The sequence below is a fragment of the Aggregatibacter kilianii genome, assembly GCF_003129965.1.
Classification (GTDB): Bacteria; Pseudomonadota; Gammaproteobacteria; order Enterobacterales; family Pasteurellaceae; genus Aggregatibacter; species Aggregatibacter kilianii_A.
On record NZ_NRCJ01000004.1, the window covers coordinates 1 to 17,281 of the forward strand.

A 17,281-nucleotide genomic window follows, 5' to 3' on the forward strand; every position below is an offset into this window, starting at 1 on the left:
GGTTTTACCATGGTCAACGTGGCCGATTGTACCCACGTTAACGTGCGGTTTTGTACGTTCAAATTTTTCTTTAGACACGATTAAGTTTCCTCAATGTATAAGTCCACAAGCCGAAATGGCTTGTGGATGTTGTTAAACAAAATTATTTTTTACGAGCTTCAATAACTGCTTCAGCTACATTTTTCGGTGCTTCTGCATATTTCAACGGTTCCATTGAGTAGGAAGCACGACCTTGAGTTTGGGAGCGCAAGTCAGTTGCATAACCAAACATTTCAGAAAGCGGAACTTCTGCATCGATTTTAACAACGAACTCGTTCGCTTCTTGACCGTTCACCATAGCGCGACGACGGCTTAAGTCACCGATTACGTCACCTACATACTCAGGTGGAGTTTCTACTTCAACTTTCATGATTGGCTCAAGCAGAACCGGGTTTGCTTTAGCGAACGCTGCTTTAAATGCTAAGGATGCCGCTAATTTAAACGCCAATTCGGAGGAGTCCACATCATGGTATGAACCGAAGTGTAAACGAACACCGATATCCACTACCGGATAACCCGCTAATGGACCGGATTTAAGTTGTTCTTGGATACCTTTGTCAACTGCAGGGATGTATTCGCCAGGGATTACACCACCTTTGATTTCGTTCACAAATTCGTAACCAGGACCTTCCGGCTCTAACGGATACAAGTCGATAACAACATGACCGTACTGACCGCGACCACCGGATTGTTTTGCGTGTTTACCTTCTACATCGTTAACACGGGTGCGAATAGTTTCACGGTAAGATACTTGTGGTTTACCGATGTTAGCTTCCACTTTGAATTCACGTTTCATACGGTCAACGATAATATCTAAGTGTAACTCACCCATACCGGAGATAATGGTTTCACCGGATTCTTCATCTGTGTGAACACGGAATGAAGGGTCTTCTTGCGCTAAACGACCTAATGCAATACCCATTTTTTCTTGGTCAGCTTTGGTTTTTGGTTCTACCGCAACAGAGATTACCGGCTCAGGGAATTCCATACGCTCAAGGATGATTGGCGCGTCGATAGCACACAATGTATCACCTGTGGTTACGTCTTTTAAACCAATTGCTGCTGCGATGTCGCCTGCACGAACTTCTTTGATTTCTTCACGTTTGTTAGCGTGCATTTGAACGATACGACCAAAACGTTCACGTTTTTGACGTACGGAGTTCAATACGGTATCACCGGAATTGATTACACCAGAATATACACGGAAGAAGGTTAAGTTACCCACGAATGGGTCAGTTGCGATTTTAAATGCCAATGAAGAGAATGGCTCTTCATCGCTTGCGTGACGTTCACCTTCGGTTTCATCCGGATTGATACCTTTGATTGCCGGGATGTCGGTCGGAGCAGGTAAGTATTCAACAACGGCATCAAGCATCGCTTGTACGCCTTTGTTTTTGAACGCGGAACCACAGGTTACCAAAATGATTTCGTTTGCTAACACGCGTTGACGAAGACCTGCTTTGATTTCCTCCTCAGTCAATTCTTCACCGCCGAGATATTTTTCCATCAACTCTTCTGAAGCTTCTGCTGCCGCTTCAATTAAGTTTTGGCGCCATTCTTCACAAGCCGCGTGCATATCTGCCGGAACGTCTTCATAAGTGAAAGTCATACCTTGGTCAGCTTCGTTCCAGTTGATTGCTTTCATTTTGATCAAATCAACTACGCCTACGAAGTTATCTTCAGCACCAACAGGTAATTGAAGTGGAACAGCGTTAGCACCTAAACGGGTTTTTAATTGATCAACTACACGTAGGAAGTTTGCACCTGTACGGTCCATCTTGTTTACGAACGCGATACGTGGAACTTCATATTTGTTTGCTTGACGCCATACGGTTTCAGATTGCGGTTGAACACCACCAACCGCACAGTAAACCATTACCGCACCATCAAGAACACGCATAGAACGTTCTACTTCAACAGTAAAGTCAACGTGTCCCGGGGTGTCGATAACGTTAATACGGTGTTGTGGGAATTGTTGTGACATACCGGACCAGAATGCGGTGGTTGCCGCAGAGGTAATGGTAATACCACGTTCTTGCTCCTGTTCCATCCAGTCCATGGTTGCTGCACCATCGTGTACTTCACCGATTTTGTGACTTACACCTGTATAGAACAAGATACGCTCAGTAGTAGTAGTTTTACCCGCATCAATATGCGCACTGATACCAATGTTACGATATCTTTCAATAGGGGTTGTACGAGCCATTATTATTTCCTTGACGATTTCTTATTTAAGATTAAATACGAAATTTTATATATGAATGAGGCTTCATCGCATAATGGAGATATGTGATGAAGCCTAAAAACGTAAATGCTAACCGAGTATTACCAACGGTAGTGAGCAAACGCTTTGTTAGCTTCAGCCATACGGTGAACGTCTTCACGTTTCTTAACTGCCGCACCTTTGTTTTCGGATGCATCAGATAATTCGTTAGCTAAACGTAAAGCCATGGATTTATCACCGCGTTTACGGGCTGCTTCAACGATCCAACGCATACCTAATGCGTTACGACGAACCGGGCGAACTTCAACCGGTACTTGGTAAGTAGAACCACCGACGCGGCGGGATTTTACTTCCACGGTTGGGCGAACGTTGTCTAATGCCGCTTCAAAAGCTTCTAAAGCTTCTTTACCGGTACGTTGAGCTAACGTGTCTAACGCGTTATAAACGATAGATTCTGCGATAGATTTTTTACCATCTACCATGATGACATTGATAAATTTAGCAAGTAACTCTGAACCGAACTTCGGATCCGGTAAAATCTTGCGTTGTTCAATACTACGACGACGTGGCATTGCGAATTTCTCCGTTTTATTAATCTTCAGGGTATCCCAAAACTCGATAAAAATTAACCGCACTTTTTATTTCAGGGGTTAATTAGATACTGGAGTTTGCGATTTAAATAAGTTTTACTAATTTAGCGTTTGGCCTTACTTAACGGAGAACCATTAAGCTTTAGGACGTTTAACGCCGTATTTAGAACGACCTTGTTTACGATCTTTCACGCCTGCGCAGTCTAATGCGCCGCGTACGGTGTGATAACGCACACCCGGTAAGTCTTTAACACGACCGCCACGGATAAGCACAACACTGTGCTCTTGAAGGTTGTGACCTTCACCGCCGATGTATGAGGTTACTTCGAAACCATTGGTTAAACGAATACGGCATACTTTACGTAATGCGGAATTCGGTTTTTTAGGTGTAGTTGTGTACACACGGGTGCATACACCACGTTTCTGCGGGCAAGCCTCTAATGCAGGAACGTTACTTTTTACAACCTTTTTCACACGCGGTTTGCGTACTAGCTGGTTGATTGTTGCCATTAAAAAACTCCAGTTTAATAAAAATTCATTAAAGAATGTTGTTTTACAAATCTGTCCATACAAGAACAGACCGCAGATTTTAATCTTCAAACCGCAGACTGTCAACTGATTCTCACTTTCCGTGCAATGCCTGTAACGCCTTAAAAAACATTTTGAAAAACGACCGCACTTTGGGCTTCCTAATGACGAAATCCAACGCCGATTTTCATCGCTTTCGGTTATAAGATATACAAATTCGTTCTTTCCCTCGTAATTTATCTTCTTTTTATAATGCATAAACGTTTTCGTCTGTTTTTGGACTTTTCATGAATTGGCAATATATTTGGAACGCGTTACCCCGCTTTATTGATGCAACCTGGATGACGTTGCAGCTTTCCTTCTGGGCGATTGTGCTCTCCTTGCTGGTCGGTTTTTTTGCGCCATTGTGACCACTTACAAAGTGCGCATTCTCAATCCCATCGTAAAATTTTACATCGAACTGTCCCGCAACACGCCGTTGTTGATTCAGGTTTTCTTTCTGTATTTCGGCTTGTCTAAAGTGGGCATTAAATTGGACGGTTTCACTTGCGCGGTCATCGGTCTCGCATTTTTAGGCGGCAGCTATATGTCGGAAGCCATTCGCGGCGGTTTGGAAGCTATTTCACGCGCGCAGCTGGAATCGGCGTTAAGCCTAGGGCTTACACCGACACAGGCGTTTCGTTATGTGTTATTTCCGCAAGCCTTTGCCATCGCCACGCCAGCCATCGGCGCCAACTGTTTATTTTTAATGAAAGAAACTTCGGTGGTCAGTGCCATCGCCATTGCCGAGTTGATGTTTATGGCAAAAGAAATTATCGGCATGGATTACAAAACCAACGAAGCCCTCTTTTTATTGGTGGTGTTTTATTTGCTTATTTTATTGCCGGTGTCTTTATTCATCGCTTATTTGGAACGTCGCACGCGGAGAGCAAAATATGGGGCTTAATGTTTTATTTGAAGGCAGCAACTTCGAGCGATTACTCGGCGGTTTATGGGTAACGGCAAAAATTGCCTTCGTTTCGGTTTTCTTTGCTTGCATTCTTGGCGTGATTCTCGGCTTATTAATGACGAGTAAAAATCGTCTTATTCGTGCCATTTGTCGTTTTTATTTGGAATTTGTCCGTATTATTCCGCTGTTGGTACTGTTGTTTATCACCTATTTCGGCGTAGCGAAATGGTTCAATACGCACATTGACGGCGTAACCGTATGTATTTGGGTTTTCGTCTTCTGGGGCACGGCGGAAATGGGCGATTTGGTACGCGGCGCCTTGACCTCCATTGAAAAACATCAGGTGGAATCCGCTTATGCGCTAGGCTTAACGCCATTACAAACGTTCCGCTATATTTTATTGCCGCAAAGTTTAAAACGGGTGACGCCGAGTGCCATTAACCTCTTCACCCGCATGGTAAAAACCAGTTCCCTTGCCATGCTCATCGGCGTGCTGGAAGTGATCAAAGTGGGGCAGCAGATTATCGAAACCTCCTTGTTCACGGAGCCCTCCGCCGCCTTGTGGATTTACGGCGTGATTTTCTTGTTATATTTTGCGATTTGCTATCCGTTATCTTTATTTTCACGTTATTTAGAAACGTATTGGGAAAAATAGAAGGTGTATATGCCCTTATTAGAAATCAAAGAGTTAGTGAAATATTACGGCGACACCCTCGCCTTAAACGGGATTAATTTATCCGTTGATAAAGGCGAAGTCGTGGTGATTTTAGGGCCGTCCGGTTGTGGCAAAAGCACCCTTTTACGCTGCATTAACGGCTTAGAAGAGATAAAGAGCGGTCAATTACTGCTACAAAATGAAGGCGAGTTAGGCAAAGATGTGTCTTGGGTTACTGCGCGCCAGCACATCGGCATGGTGTTCCAAAGTTATGAATTGTTCCCGCATATGTCAGTCATCGACAACATTTTGCTCGGCCCGCTGAAAGTGCAAAAACGCCAATGCGCAGAAGTGGAAGCGCAAGCGGATGCCTTATTAAAACGGGTCGGGTTGTTTGAGCGCAAAAATGCCTATCCGCGCGAATTATCGGGTGGTCAGAAACAACGTATCGCCATTGTCCGTTCCTTGTGTATGAATCCGGACATTATGCTGTTTGACGAAGTCACCGCCGCCCTCGATCCGGAAATGGTACGCGAAGTGCTGGACGTGATTCTGGGCTTGGCGAAAGACGGCATGACTATGCTCATTGTGACTCATGAAATGTCCTTTGCCCGCCAAGTGGCAAACCGCATTGTGTTTATGGACAAAGGACAAATTGTAGAACAAGCCGCGCCGTCGGATTTCTTCACCAACCCGCAAACCGACCGCGCGAAAACCTTTCTTAACATCTTAAATTACGAACCGAGAGGAGTTTACTATGAACAAAACATTTAAAAAACTGACCGCACTTTTTGCCACGGCATTGTTGGCTGCCGGCTTAACTGCGTGCAACAACAAAGAGGCGAAAACCGACGGCGCCGCGCCTTCCGCCATCGAGCAACTCAAACAAGCGGGTAAAGTGCGTATCGGCGTATTTAGCGACAAACCGCCGTTCGGCTATGTGGACAGCCAAGGTAAAAGCCAAGGGTTTGACGTGGAAATCGCCAAAGCCATCACCAAAGATCTGCTAGGCGACGAAAACAAAGCGGAATACGTTTTGGTGGAAGCCGCCAACCGCGTGGAATACCTCACGTCCAACAAAGTGGATATTATCCTTGCTAACTTCACCGTGACCCCGGCGCGTGCGGAAGTGGTGGATTTCGCCAAACCTTACATGAAAGTGGCACTTGGCGTGGTGTCGAAAGACGGCGCTGTGATCACCGACGTGGCGCAGCTGAAAGACAAAACCTTGTTAATCAACAAAGGCACGACTGCCGACGCCTACTTCACTAAAAATTATCCCGACATCAAATTGCTGAAATTCGAGCAAAACACCGAAACTTTCGAAGCCTTGCGTGACGGTCGCGGCGATGCGCTTGCCCACGACAATACCTTGTTATTCGCTTGGGCGAAAGAAAATCCGGGCTTCACCGTGGGTGTGAAAAACTTGGGTGAGCAGGATTTCATTGCACCGGCGGTGAAAAAAGGCGACACCGATTTATTGAACTGGCTCAATGCCGAAATTGAGAAATTGGGCAAAGAAGGTGTGTTAAAACAAGCTTACGAAAAAACCTTACAACCGATTTACGGCGACGCGATCACCGAAGCGGATGTGGTGGTGGAATATAAATAATTTGTACCGATTCTGATTAAAAGTGCGGTCGGCTTTCTAAATGTTTCTCCGCCTCCAAAAAACATTTTTAAAACCGACCGCACTTTTCCCATAAAAAAGCCGACAATCTTGTCGGCTTTTGTGCGTTTAAGGATTAACCTTGCAAGGAAATACGCTTCATGTCTTTCATGTAACCGCGCAATTCCTGACCGATGAGTTCTACCGGATGGTTGCGGATTTCGTCGTTTACATCGCGTAAGGTGATGTTGTCGATTTCCACTGTCGGGGTCGGTTCGCCGATGTCGCCTTTGCGTAAGGTCGGCACCAAGGCTTTTTGCATGATCGGGCCGGCAACGTTGGCGAATAAGTAGTTTCCGTATTCCGCCGTGTCGGAAATCACCACGTTCATTTCGTATAAGCGTTTACGCGCAATGGTGTTGGCGATTAACGGCAATTCATGCAAGGATTCGTAGTAGGCGGATTCTTCGTAAATGCCGCTGGCTACCATGGTGTCGAACGCCAATTCCACGCCGGCTTTGACCATTGCCACCATTAATACGCCGTTATCAAAATATTCCTGCTCGCTGATTTTGCCGTCGTATTTCGGCGCGTTTTCAAAGGCGGTTTTGCCGGTTTCTTCACGCCATTTCAACAAGTTGGCATCGCCGTTCGCCCAGTCTTCCATCATCACGCGGGAGAATTCGCCGCTGATAATATCGTCCATGTGTTTGGCGAATAAGAACGCCAATTCTTCTTTAATTTGTTCTGCCAACTCAAAAGCACGCAATTTCGCGCTGTTGGATAAGCGATCCATCATTAAGGTGATACCGCCTTGTTTTAAGGCTTCGGTGATGGTTTCCCAGCCGTATTGCACTAACTTGCCTGCGTAAGCCGGATCTTTGCCGTCCGCCACCAATTTGTCATAACAAATGATGGAGCCCGCTTGCAACATACCGCACAGAATGGTTTGTTCGCCCATTAAGTCGGATTTGACTTCCGCCACGAAAGAGGATTCCAACACGCCCGCGCGATGACCGCCGGTTGCCGCCGCCCAAGCTTTGGCAATTTCCAAGCCCTCCCCTTGCGGATCGTTTTCCGGATGCACGGCGATTAAGGTTGGCACGCCGAAACCGCGTTTGTATTCTTCACGTACTTCCGTACCTGGGCATTTCGGCGCCACCATGACGACAGTGATGTCAGGACGGATTTGCTCGCCCACTTCAACGATATTCAAACCGTGGGAATAACCCAATGCCGCGCCTTTTTTCATTAACGGCATCACATCGGCAACCACTTTGGAATGTTGTTTGTCCGGCGTTAAGTTAATCACTAAATCTGCAGTTGGGATCAGTTCTTCATAAGTGCCGACTTTAAAACCGTTTTCGCTGGCACGTTGGAAGGACGCGCGTTTTTCCGCAATGGCTTCCGGACGCAACGCGTAGCTGATGTCCAAACCGGAATCACGCATATTTAACCCTTGGTTCAACCCTTGCGCACCGCAGCCCACGATAACGATTTTCTTACCTTTTAAGAAATTCGCTTCGTTGGCAAACTCACTGCGATCCATAAAACGACAACGGCCGAGTTGATCTAACTGCTGGCGTAAGTTGAGGGTGTTGAAATAATTAGCCATGATGTTTTCCTTTTGTGTTGGGTGTTTGTTTAGGTTTGGGTGATTATAGGGTGTTTTGGTGTTGCGTAAAGTGATATTATTGGGATTGTGTGTTGCGGTTTTTGCAACTAATTGCATTTAAAGGGATCGGGTTTCGCCGATGGCGAGTTACTTTTCTTTGCTTCGCCAAAGAAAAGTAACCAAAAGAAAGGCGACCCCGACTAAGTCGCTTATCCTTATTCCAATGCAATTTTCTTCACGCTAAATTTCGAACTCGCTTCGCTCAAACAAAGCGAAATTTAGCTAAAAATTGCATTTCCATAAGGGCGTCTTACACGGGGGAATGATTCGTTCTTTGAAAAAGTGCGGTTGAATTTTTCGGTGTTTTTTATTTGAAAAACATTTTTAAAATCAACCGCACTTTTGAATCTATTGACAGAATAAACTTTAAATAATGCTCGAATAGAATGGGGGCCCCATCTGAACCGCCTGAGCGAAGATAAGCGGTGAAGCTGGGGTGTGCTTTCTTTTGTCTACTTTGCTTTGCACAAGCAAAGAAAATGAACTCGTACTCAACAACGTTGAGTACGAAACCCAAACTTAACCAAATGAATATTATGAACTTTAACGACCTCAAAATCTTCATCACCCTCACCCAAACCCAAAACTTCGCCAAAACCGCGGCGCAGCATCATATGTCGCCGTCAACGCTGTCCCGTCAGATTCAAAAAATCGAAGAGGAGCTGGGGCAGCAGCTGCTTTGGCGGGATAATCGTCAGGTGTCGCTCACGCCGAACGGGGAGGTGTTTTTGGCGTTTGCGCAGCAGCAGTGGCAGAATTGGTTGTTGTTTCAACAACAGTTGCATTCGCAAGAGGAAGAACTGAGCGGCGAGTTGAAGCTATATTGCTCGGTGACGGCGGCGTATAGCCACTTGCCGGGGATTTTGGAGAAATTCCGCGCCCATTATCCGAAAGTGGAAATTCAGCTCACCACCGGCGATCCGGCGCAGGCGGTGCAGTTGGTGCAGGCGCAGCAGGTGGATTTGGCGCTGGCGGGGAAGCCGCCGGTGTTGCCGAGTGCGGTGACCTTTCATTATATCGACGACATCGGTTTGTCGCTGATTGCGCCCCGCGTAGCCTGCTCCGCAACGCAATTATTGCAGCAAGATCCCATCAATTGGCAGCAAGTTCCCTTCATTTTGCCGTTAGATGGCATGGCGCGGCAGAGGGTGGAGGAATGGTTTAAACAAAAAGGCATTAAGCACCCGAAAATTTACGGCACGGTGGCGGGGCATGAGGGCATTGTGTCCATGGTGGTGCTGGGGTGCGGTTTGGCATTGCTGCCCGATGTGGTGATTAAAAACAGCCCGTTAAACAGCCAGATTTCTACCTTGCAATTAGATGTACCTATTGCGCCATTTGAACTGGGCGTGTGCGCCTTAAAACCCGCGTTAGAACGCCCTTTAGTGCGTGCATTTTGGCAGTTATTGGAGTAAAGTGCGGTCTGAATCTAAGGAGTTTTTCACCATGCTAAAAGGCGTCGCGTTTTCATTATTTGCCTCCCTGCTGTTCGGCTACATGTACTATTTTTCCACGCTGCTTCAGCCTTTGAGCGGAACGGATATTTTTGGTTATCGCATTGTTTTTACGCTACCTTTCGTGGCGGCGGCAGTGGTGCTGTTTAAGCAGAAGGCGGCACTCATCGCCCATTTAAAACGCATTCAAAAACGACCGCATTTTGCTCTTGCGTTTATCTTCACCGGCGCGTTGATGGGTTTTCAAATGTGGTTGTTTCTGTGGGCGCCCAATAACGGCAGTTCGATCAGTGTTTCTTTCGGCTATTTATTGCTGCCGTTAGTGATGGTGGCGGCAGCACGGATTATTTTTAAGGAACGCATTTCCCGTATCAAATTTTTTGCAGTGCTGATTGCCGCTGTCGGGGTGATTTCCAATATTGTCTTGAAAGGGGAAATTTCCTGGGAGGCGTCGGTGATTTGCGTGGGCTATACCACCTATTTTGTGGTGCGCCGCATTCTGAATATGACCGATCTTGCCGCGTTCTTCTTAGAAATGCTGACACTTTTGCCATTTTGCATTTATTTCGCATGGCAGGTAGATATCGCCCAAGTGCAACAAAGCAATCCGCATATTCTGGCGTTGTTGCTGATTCTCGGCTTAATCAGCGGCACGGCGCTCAATTCCTATATTCTCGCCAGTAACCATTTGCCTATGAATCTGCTCGGTTTGTTGGGCTATGTGGAGCCTTGCCTGATGGTGGGGATTTCCTTTTTAATCGGCGAAGAAATCGATGCCCAAAGTTATCCGCTGTTTATTTGTTTGGTGATCGCCATGTTATTGATTATCGCCGACGGTGTGTGGCGTACCAAACATAGCCCGACCCGATTATAACGCCTCGAATAACGGCGCAATGTTCGGCATTACGCCGCGCCACAAATAGAACGAATGCGCCGCCTGCGCCAATAACATGCCGAAACCGTCGCTACGATTTTGCACGCCTAAGGCACGGCAACGCGCCAAAAACGGCGTATCTTTTTGTCGATCATATTGCATATCGTAAACCGCTTTCGCCATGCGCAGAATGCTATCGTTTATTTGCACCGTGCCGCCGTGCAAGCCCGATGACGTGGCATTAATGATCACATCAAAGGATTGCGCAGGAATATTCTCAAGCTCCACCGCCTGAATATTGCCGTAAGGGGCGAATTTCTCCGCCAATTGCCGAGCTTTGGCAAGCGTGCGGTTGGCGATAACGATATTTTGCTGCGCCTGTAATAAGGGCAGTAACACGCCTTTGGTGGCGCCGCCCGCGCCTAAAATCAGGATGTTTTGATTCGGCTGAAGCCAATTCAGCCGTTGTAAATCTGTCACCAACCCCGCGCCATCGGTGTTGTCCGCATACAGCGTGCCGTCTTCCTGTTTTTTCAACGTATTGCAGGCTTCCGCCATCAGGCAACGTTCACTATGCGCATTCGCCAGCTTGAACGCCCGTTCTTTGAAAGGGGAGGTAATATTACAACCCGCCGCCCCTTGAGCGAAAAACGCCGTTAACTGCCGTTCGAAATCCTGTTCATCGCCCAACATGGCGTCATATTGCACGTCTTGTGCGGTTTGCTCGGCGAAAATGCGGTGAATTTGCGGTGATTTGCTTTGAACGATAGGGTTGCCCCAAACGGCGTATAACATGATTTATCCTTGACGAAAAATTTGGTTGGTGAAAATGTCGCGAATTTCCGACGGATTAACTGCGCCGCCCACGGGCATATCCAATACCGGGAAATCCGCGCCGAATTGTTGCGCGACCTCCTGCGCGGTGCGGCAGGGCGCTTGCCCGCTTAAGTTGGCGCTGGTGGAGGTGAGGGCAAAGCCCGCCTGTTCGCATAATAGCTTAACGGCGGGATGTTGGCTGATGCGTACCGCGATGCTGTCAAAATCGCCGGTGAGAAATTTCGGCGTACCGAATTTTGCCGGCACGACCCAAGTGGTCGGGCGCGCATATTGTGCGGTGAGACGTTGCCAATGGGGTTGTGTCAAACGGCTTTCGTCGATAAACGGCAACAAAAAATCTAACGCGGGTGCGATGAGAATCAGTCCTTTCGATACGGGGCGTTGTTTCAAAACAAGTAAATTTTCCACCGCACTTTGGCTGTTCGGGTTGCAGCCTAAGCCGAAAACCGCTTCGGTGGGATAGGCGACAACCTGCAGATTTTTTAATTGGTTAACAATGTTTGGTAAATTCATGAGGTTACTCGGTAATAAAAATATGGCGACAGGCTTTGTTGATGCACTGCCAGGTGCGTTGTTCGCCCTGCTGTTTTTTTAATAAGGCTAAAGTACCGTGACATTGCGGGCAGTCCATCACATAAGGTTTGTTCGGCACGGAAAATTTGCAGTGCGGAAAGCGATTGCAGGCGTAAAACGGCTTACCCGCACGACCGCGCCGCGCCACCAACTGTCCTTGTTTGCATTCGGGGCAAGGCAGAAGTTCTTCCGTCGTTTCCTCCGCCTCCTCGTGCACCACAAAATGGCAGTCGGGATAATTGCTACAACCGATAAACATACCGAAATGCCCCTGTTTTAACGCCAGCAAATGCCCGCATTCCGGGCAATGTTGTTCCAGCATTTTGAGGATTTTCACTTCGTTGGCGGCGTGCAACGGTTTCAGATAATCGCATTGCGGGTAAGCGGAACAGCCGAGAAACAGCCCTTTTTTGCCTTGCTTAATTTGCAACAGCGCGCCGCACTGCGGGCAGTGTTCTTCGTGTTTGGTGGCTTGAAATAAAGGTTCTGTCATGCTTTTGCCTAAAAAGTGCGGTCATTTTGGAAAACGTTTTTGATGAGGGCAATTCTACGCAAGTTCGCGGCGTTTTGCCACCGGCAAAAGGTCGGCAAAGGCGCGGATTTCCTTTATACTAATGCGCCGAAATCAGGAGGAAATATGTTTGCATTGGATATTGATTTGAATGTGTTATTAGGCGTTTGTGCGGCGTTGGTGGTGCTTTGCCTTATTTTATTTTTTGTGGGGGCGAGACGTAAGCGCGATAGTTTGGAGCTGCAACAGGATTTAAATAAAAATATCGAAGATTTCAATCAATTATTGGCGAAATTTGAAGTTCTCAGCGCACGTAAAAATCAGCTGGAACAGGATGTGGTGAAAGCGCAAACCCTAGCGGACGGTTTACAAATTCGCCTGACCGAGCGGGATGAAAAAGTCGCGTATCTGCAAACGGAACTGAACGAAGAACAAGCCTGCCACAGCGCCATTGCGGAACAAATTACCGCGTTAAAAGAACGCTTCGGCGTGGCGTCGGCGCAGGCGGAAGGCTTGCGCGGACAGTTAGAACAAAGCCAAAGCTTGATTGTTCGTCGTGAGGAAGCGTTGGCAAATTTAACGGAAAAACATACCGCACTTTCACAGGAATTGGCGGAGCTAAAAACCACGTTAACGGAAAAAGAAAAGCATTTTGCCGAGCAACAACACCATTTCGAACAAACCAAACAGCAGCTGAATACCGAATTTCAAAATCTTGCCAATCGCATTTTGGAAGAAAAAAGTCAGCGTTTTCAACAAACTAACCAAGCCTCGATGGACAGCCTGTTGAAACCGTTCCGCGAGCAAATCGAGAGCTTCCAAAAACGGGTGAATGAAATTCATTCGGAATCTGTGAAAGGCAATGCCGGTTTGGAAGCGGAAATTAAGAAAGTGCTGGAAATCGGATTGAGCATGTCGCAACAGGCGAACAACCTCACTTCCGCCCTGAAAGGGGAAAAGAAAACTCTCGGCAACTGGGGCGAAATGCAGCTGGAGCGCGCCTTGCAATCCGCCGGTTTAGTTGAAAACGAACATTACACCGCGCAGGCGCATTTCAAAAACGAGGAAGGCAAACGCAATTATCCCGACTTTATTCTTAACCTGCCCGACGACAAACATTTGATTATCGATAGCAAAATGTCCCTCAACGCCTATGAAAGTGCGGTCAGTTCTGAGGATGAAATAGAGCGTCAGGCGTTTCTGCGCGAGCACATTAAGGCGCTACGCAATCACATCGACGATTTGTCACGCAAGGATTACAGCAATCTTATCGGCGTGCGCAGCCCGAATTTCGTGCTGATGTTTATCGCCGTGGAACCCGCTTACATCGAAGCCTTGAAAATGGATCCGAGCCTGTTCGGCTACGGTTACGACAAAAATGTCATCATGGTGTCACACACCACGCTCATGCCGATTTTACGCACCGTGGCGAACCTGTGGCGGGTGGAACGCGGCAATGCGGAAGCGCGCGAAATCAGCGAAAAAGCCGGCGACATTTACAACCAAATTTGCCTGCTCGCCGAACGCTTGGCGAAAGTGGGCAACAGCCTCTCCGCCGTCAGCTCCCACTACAACAGCACCGTCACTGCGCTGGTGGGGCAACAGGGCTTGATCGGCAAAGTGGAACGCTTCAAAGCCCTCTCCGCCAAAGCCACCAAAACCCTGCCCGACATCGAACCGCTACACCACGATTTTGAAACGGAGCGGTTGTTGGTGAATAAGGAAAATATCGAGGAGTAAAGTGCGGTCGGTTTTTTCCGTGTTTTTTATATCACGAGAATAAATGGTCTTTTTGTGATTTAAAAAACCACCACACGCCAACCGCAATCAATGTCGCCGCACTGTACACCGTTAAATAGTCGAACGTATGCGCCAGACGTAATGCGGCGAAGCCTGCCGCGTAGGCGCCGAAGAGGGCGACGGAAAATTGCAGCGAACTGTCCAGCGTGGCGTATGCGGGGGCGGATTTGTCCATGATCATTGCCAGCAGGCAAGGCACCAATAAGGCGTAAGTGATGCTGAGCAGAAGAATGGGCACGGCGATAACGTAAGGGGGATGGGCGGCGAAGCGTTCAAAGAAAATAAACAGGCAGAAAGCAAAGATTTGACTGAATAACACCCATTGCGTGACGGTAAAACGGGAATGTTTTTTCAGTAAAAAGCCGCTTAGCGGCGTGAAAAGGATGGCGCAAAGCGGTTCGAAAACGGACAGCAGTAAGCCGATGTGTTCACTGCTCCAGCCGAGGGCGTTGAGGCGGGGAACGAAGGTGCTGACCACCATTCCACTGGGAATGAAAACACAGAGTAGTAAGCCCGACCAGCGAAAAGACATATTCGGTTGGCGCCAGACATTAAAAAAGCGTTTGAACAAGAAACCGAACGCAACGTTTGATGGCGGGGCGAAGAGGGCGGTTTCACGATAAAAACCGATTTGTAAGAGCATGAGGAACGCAAAAACGCTCATTAAATCCACCGCACTTTGCCAGCCATGACGATGATAAATAAACAAAATGAGACCGCCGCCGAGCATTTTGCCCAGCCGTCCGCCGATGACTTGAATCGCACCGCCGAAGCCACGCTGCTCAAACGGTAGAATAGCGCAGCTAAAACCCAATGCGGCGCAACCGAAAAATAGGCTGCTGAGATTGAGCAGCAGACAGGCGAGGATAAGCCAACCGAAGTGCTGTTGCGGCTGAATGAAATGCAATAACAGCAACGCAACGAACATGAGCAGAGTCGATAACCATAGCCAACCGCGAAATTGCCCGAATTTTTTTAAGCGATAGCGTTCAATCAGCGGCGAAACAACGACTTTCGCCATTTCCATACCGCCCAATAAATACAACCAGCTGAGCTGTTTTAAATCAAAACCGGATTCTTTTAGCATGGTGAGTAGTGCGATCATGTAAAACGCCACCACACAAAACTTAAAGCAGGCGGTAGTGGTCATTAACGCCCAGTCCTGCACGAGTAACGGATTGCCCGTTTTATAGCTTATTTCCGTCTTGTTGGTATTGCCAAAATTCCGCATAACGTCCTTTTAAATCAAGTAATGCCTGATGTGTCCCCTGTTCGATGATGTTGCCGTTTTCCAACACATGAATGCAATCCGCGCCCACGATGGTGGAAAGTCGGTGGGCGATAATCAGCACGGTTCTGTTTTTAACCAACCGATCCAGGGCTTTTTGTACCGCCAGTTCATTGTAGGTGTCCAGCGACGCGGTGGGTTCATCCAAAATCAGAATCGGCGCGTCTTTTAAAATAGCGCGGGCAATGGCGAGACGTTGTTTTTCGCCGCCAGAGAAATTGCTGCCGATGTCGTTCACCAATGTGTCATAGCCGTTTGGCAATGCCTGAATGAAATCATGACATTGGGCGAGTCGGCAGGCGCGGATGACCTCGTCGTCCGTGGCATCGGGTTTTGCCATGCGAATATTATTCAGCACGCTGTCCTGAAAAAGATACACCTCTTGAAACACCACGGAAATCAAGCTCATCAACTGCGCTTGGCTAAATTTCCGAATATCTACGCCGCCGATGCTAATGCGCCCCTGCTGCGGATCCGCATAGCGTAGCAACAGGAGTAATAGCGTGGTTTTACCGCAACCGCTGGTGCCCACAAAGGCATTCAGGCTGTTGGGGCGAAGGCTGAGATGAATGTCGTGCAGAACGGTTTTTTGTTCCGTGTAACCGAACCTGACCTTTTCGTAGCGAATCGTATAATCCGTCGGCAGGCGCTCTAGCTGCTGCGACGGGAATTCCGGCAATGCCATCAGGCTGTGGAATTTTTCGCAGCTGATGGCAAAGATTTCCAACAGCGATGACATTTGCACGAAGAAATTCAACACGTCCGCGATGCGTGCAAGCAGGATTAACACCGTTGCCAATAACGTCCAATGCGCACTGCCGGAGATAACCCAAATCGTCCCGATTAATAACACGGCGATCAGGCTGAATTGAATGCTTGAGGTGATAATCAGATTCGGGCGTTCGCCTTTTTGCGTGCCGATTCGTTGAATATTCGCCACATCTTCAATCACCCGATTAAAAATGTGCTGTTTATTTTCCGTTTGCGCGGTAGATTTCAGAATTTCCATGCCCTGAATAAATTCAATGGTTTCCCCTTTCAGCCGCTGCTGGGCTTCCGCCAGAAGACTAAAACCGCGTCGAAAGGCTTTTCGGCGCCATAAATATAAGGGCGCAATCACCGGGAAAATGATGAAAATCAACAAACCGAAACGCAGATCAAAAACGCATAAACAAAGTGCGGCGGCAATGGGCGTGACGATACCGTAAATCAGAATGCTGATGAGGCTGAACGCGTAATTGGTGGCTTCGTTCACGCTTTGCACGGCGACGGCACTCAATTCGCCCGCACGAAATCCGCTAAGAACCGCCAAGGGAACGCGCCGCAGTTTTTCGCCTAACAGGCGGCGGAGTTGGTAGGTCGCCAGTTGGGAATAGCCTTTGGTGTCGTAGTATTCCGCCCTGATTCGCAATCCGATGCCAAGGCAGAGTAGTAGCGCGCAAAAAACGCCGTAAAAAATGACCGCACTTTGGGCGGTGCTGTCGCTATCCAACGCGTACAACAGCGGATAGAGCAATGCGATTGCCGTGCCGAAACACATTGCCGAGCCTATTGCGCAGCACAGGCTGTGCAAAAATCTGCCGCGTTGTTGTCCGGCTGCCTGAAATAGCGTTCGATAGGTTTGCCAAAGGCTTTTGTGGCGTTGCGTTGCGGGGTTGAAGTAAGTTTGCATGCT

The 17,281-nt window shown here is 47.9% G+C and carries 15 protein-coding genes and 2 pseudogenes; 7 read left to right on the forward strand and 10 right to left on the reverse strand.

All coding sequences use genetic code 11. From position 1 onward, the window contains the following. The 4 genes and pseudogenes from DK430_RS03490 to rpsL form a co-directional block, all read right to left on the reverse strand. Positions 1-78: pseudogene (locus DK430_RS03490) on the reverse strand (GTP-binding protein); the annotation flags it as partial. Between the two features lie 64 nt (positions 79-142). Further along, complete coding sequence (gene fusA, locus DK430_RS03495; RefSeq protein ID WP_109077735.1) at positions 143-2,245, reverse strand: elongation factor G; 2,103 nt, start codon at positions 2,243-2,245, stop codon at positions 143-145. Between the two features lie 119 nt (positions 2,246-2,364). Then, positions 2,365-2,835 carry a 30S ribosomal protein S7 gene (gene rpsG / locus DK430_RS03500; protein ID WP_005702285.1) on the reverse strand — a complete coding sequence of 157 codons (471 nt, stop codon included), beginning with the start codon at positions 2,833-2,835 and terminating at the stop codon, positions 2,365-2,367. A gap of 153 nt (positions 2,836-2,988) precedes the next feature. Then, positions 2,989-3,363: a 30S ribosomal protein S12 gene (gene rpsL / locus DK430_RS03505; protein WP_005543325.1), complete on the reverse strand. Its 375-nt coding sequence runs from the start codon at positions 3,361-3,363 to the stop codon at positions 2,989-2,991. 305 nt (positions 3,364-3,668) lie between these two features. Here rpsL and DK430_RS03510 point away from each other — a divergent pair. The 4 genes and pseudogenes from DK430_RS03510 (at position 3,669) to DK430_RS03525 (ending at position 6,597) form a co-directional block, all read left to right on the forward strand. Then, positions 3,669-4,327: pseudogene (locus DK430_RS03510) on the forward strand (amino acid ABC transporter permease). Further along, positions 4,317-4,985, forward strand: a complete 669-nt coding sequence (locus tag DK430_RS03515) for an amino acid ABC transporter permease (RefSeq protein WP_109077736.1) — start codon at positions 4,317-4,319, stop codon at positions 4,983-4,985. Before DK430_RS03510 ends, DK430_RS03515 begins: the two are co-directional and overlap by 11 nt. Before the next feature lie 9 nt (positions 4,986-4,994). Then, a complete protein-coding gene (locus tag DK430_RS03520) occupies positions 4,995-5,759 on the forward strand; it encodes an amino acid ABC transporter ATP-binding protein (protein ID WP_109077737.1) in 765 nt (254 codons plus the stop codon). After that, the gene (locus DK430_RS03525) at positions 5,743-6,597 is read left to right on the forward strand and encodes a cysteine ABC transporter substrate-binding protein (protein ID WP_109077738.1); all 855 of its coding nucleotides are present in this window, start codon (positions 5,743-5,745) and stop codon (positions 6,595-6,597) included. The genes DK430_RS03520 and DK430_RS03525 overlap by 17 nt, the downstream gene beginning before the upstream one ends. Before the next feature lie 133 nt (positions 6,598-6,730). On the opposite strand, the gene ilvC is transcribed toward DK430_RS03525, so the two are convergent. After that, positions 6,731-8,209 carry a ketol-acid reductoisomerase gene (ilvC, locus tag DK430_RS03530; RefSeq protein ID WP_109077739.1) on the reverse strand — a complete coding sequence of 493 codons (1,479 nt, stop codon included), beginning with the start codon at positions 8,207-8,209 and terminating at the stop codon, positions 6,731-6,733. A gap of 596 nt (positions 8,210-8,805) precedes the next feature. Between ilvC and ilvY the strand changes: the two genes are divergently transcribed. Together ilvY and rarD are read left to right on the forward strand one after the other, a co-directional pair. After that, complete coding sequence (gene ilvY / locus DK430_RS03535) at positions 8,806-9,684, forward strand: HTH-type transcriptional activator IlvY (RefSeq protein ID WP_109077740.1); 879 nt, start codon at positions 8,806-8,808, stop codon at positions 9,682-9,684. A 31-nt stretch (positions 9,685-9,715) separates the two neighbouring features. Beyond that, positions 9,716-10,597 (forward strand): EamA family transporter RarD, encoded by an 882-nt coding sequence (rarD, locus tag DK430_RS03540; RefSeq protein ID WP_109077741.1) that lies wholly within the window; start codon positions 9,716-9,718, stop codon positions 10,595-10,597. Here the strand turns inward: rarD and aroE are convergent. From aroE to DK430_RS03555, 3 genes are read right to left on the reverse strand one after another with little or no spacing between them, the layout of a single operon-like run. Further along, positions 10,592-11,392 carry a shikimate dehydrogenase gene (gene aroE / locus DK430_RS03545; protein WP_109077742.1) on the reverse strand — a complete coding sequence of 267 codons (801 nt, stop codon included), beginning with the start codon at positions 11,390-11,392 and terminating at the stop codon, positions 10,592-10,594. The genes rarD and aroE overlap by 6 nt on opposite strands. A gap of 3 nt (positions 11,393-11,395) precedes the next feature. After that, positions 11,396-11,947, reverse strand: a complete 552-nt coding sequence (gene tsaC, locus DK430_RS03550) for an L-threonylcarbamoyladenylate synthase type 1 TsaC (protein WP_109077743.1) — start codon at positions 11,945-11,947, stop codon at positions 11,396-11,398. Between the two features lie 4 nt (positions 11,948-11,951). Then, positions 11,952-12,500 (reverse strand): DNA topoisomerase family protein, encoded by a 549-nt coding sequence (locus DK430_RS03555; RefSeq protein ID WP_109077744.1) that lies wholly within the window; start codon positions 12,498-12,500, stop codon positions 11,952-11,954. A gap of 144 nt (positions 12,501-12,644) precedes the next feature. Here DK430_RS03555 and DK430_RS03560 point away from each other — a divergent pair, with 144 nt between their 5' ends. Beyond that, positions 12,645-14,258 (forward strand): DNA recombination protein RmuC, encoded by a 1,614-nt coding sequence (locus DK430_RS03560; protein ID WP_109077745.1) that lies wholly within the window; start codon positions 12,645-12,647, stop codon positions 14,256-14,258. A 31-nt stretch (positions 14,259-14,289) separates the two neighbouring features. Here DK430_RS03560 and DK430_RS03565 read toward each other — a convergent pair whose 3' ends face one another. Continuing rightward, on the reverse strand, positions 14,290-15,549 hold the full coding sequence (locus DK430_RS03565; RefSeq protein WP_109077746.1) for an MFS transporter: 1,260 nt from the start codon (positions 15,547-15,549) through the stop codon (positions 14,290-14,292). Further along, positions 15,506-17,278: an ABC transporter ATP-binding protein gene (locus DK430_RS03570; RefSeq protein ID WP_109077747.1), complete on the reverse strand. Its 1,773-nt coding sequence runs from the start codon at positions 17,276-17,278 to the stop codon at positions 15,506-15,508. The genes DK430_RS03565 and DK430_RS03570 overlap by 44 nt, the downstream gene beginning before the upstream one ends. Between the last annotated feature and the right edge of the window lie 3 nt (positions 17,279-17,281).

Bases quoted from the DNA above. Each gene is read 5' to 3' on its own strand.
- DK430_RS03515 (WP_109077736.1), top strand. From the start codon at position 4,317: ATGGGGCTTAATGTTTTATTTGAAGGCAGCAACTTCGAGCGATTACTC.
- DK430_RS03520 (WP_109077737.1), top strand. From the start codon at position 4,995: ATGCCCTTATTAGAAATCAAAGAGTTAGTGAAATATTACGGCGACACC.
- ilvY (WP_109077740.1), top strand. From the start codon at position 8,806: ATGAACTTTAACGACCTCAAAATCTTCATCACCCTCACCCAAACCCAA.
- rarD (WP_109077741.1), top strand. From the start codon at position 9,716: ATGCTAAAAGGCGTCGCGTTTTCATTATTTGCCTCCCTGCTGTTCGGC.
- DK430_RS03525 (WP_109077738.1), top strand. From the start codon at position 5,743: ATGAACAAAACATTTAAAAAACTGACCGCACTTTTTGCCACGGCATTG.
- fusA (WP_109077735.1), bottom strand. From the start codon at position 2,245: ATGGCTCGTACAACCCCTATTGAAAGATATCGTAACATTGGTATCAGT.
- DK430_RS03555 (WP_109077744.1), bottom strand. From the start codon at position 12,500: ATGACAGAACCTTTATTTCAAGCCACCAAACACGAAGAACACTGCCCG.
- aroE (WP_109077742.1), bottom strand. From the start codon at position 11,392: ATGTTATACGCCGTTTGGGGCAACCCTATCGTTCAAAGCAAATCACCG.
- rpsL (WP_005543325.1), bottom strand. From the start codon at position 3,363: ATGGCAACAATCAACCAGCTAGTACGCAAACCGCGTGTGAAAAAGGTT.
- ilvC (WP_109077739.1), bottom strand. From the start codon at position 8,209: ATGGCTAATTATTTCAACACCCTCAACTTACGCCAGCAGTTAGATCAA.
- tsaC (WP_109077743.1), bottom strand. From the start codon at position 11,947: ATGAATTTACCAAACATTGTTAACCAATTAAAAAATCTGCAGGTTGTC.
- DK430_RS03560 (WP_109077745.1), top strand. From the start codon at position 12,645: ATGTTTGCATTGGATATTGATTTGAATGTGTTATTAGGCGTTTGTGCG.
- DK430_RS03565 (WP_109077746.1), bottom strand. From the start codon at position 15,549: ATGCGGAATTTTGGCAATACCAACAAGACGGAAATAAGCTATAAAACG.
- rpsG (WP_005702285.1), bottom strand. From the start codon at position 2,835: ATGCCACGTCGTCGTAGTATTGAACAACGCAAGATTTTACCGGATCCG.
- DK430_RS03570 (WP_109077747.1), bottom strand. From the start codon at position 17,278: ATGCAAACTTACTTCAACCCCGCAACGCAACGCCACAAAAGCCTTTGG.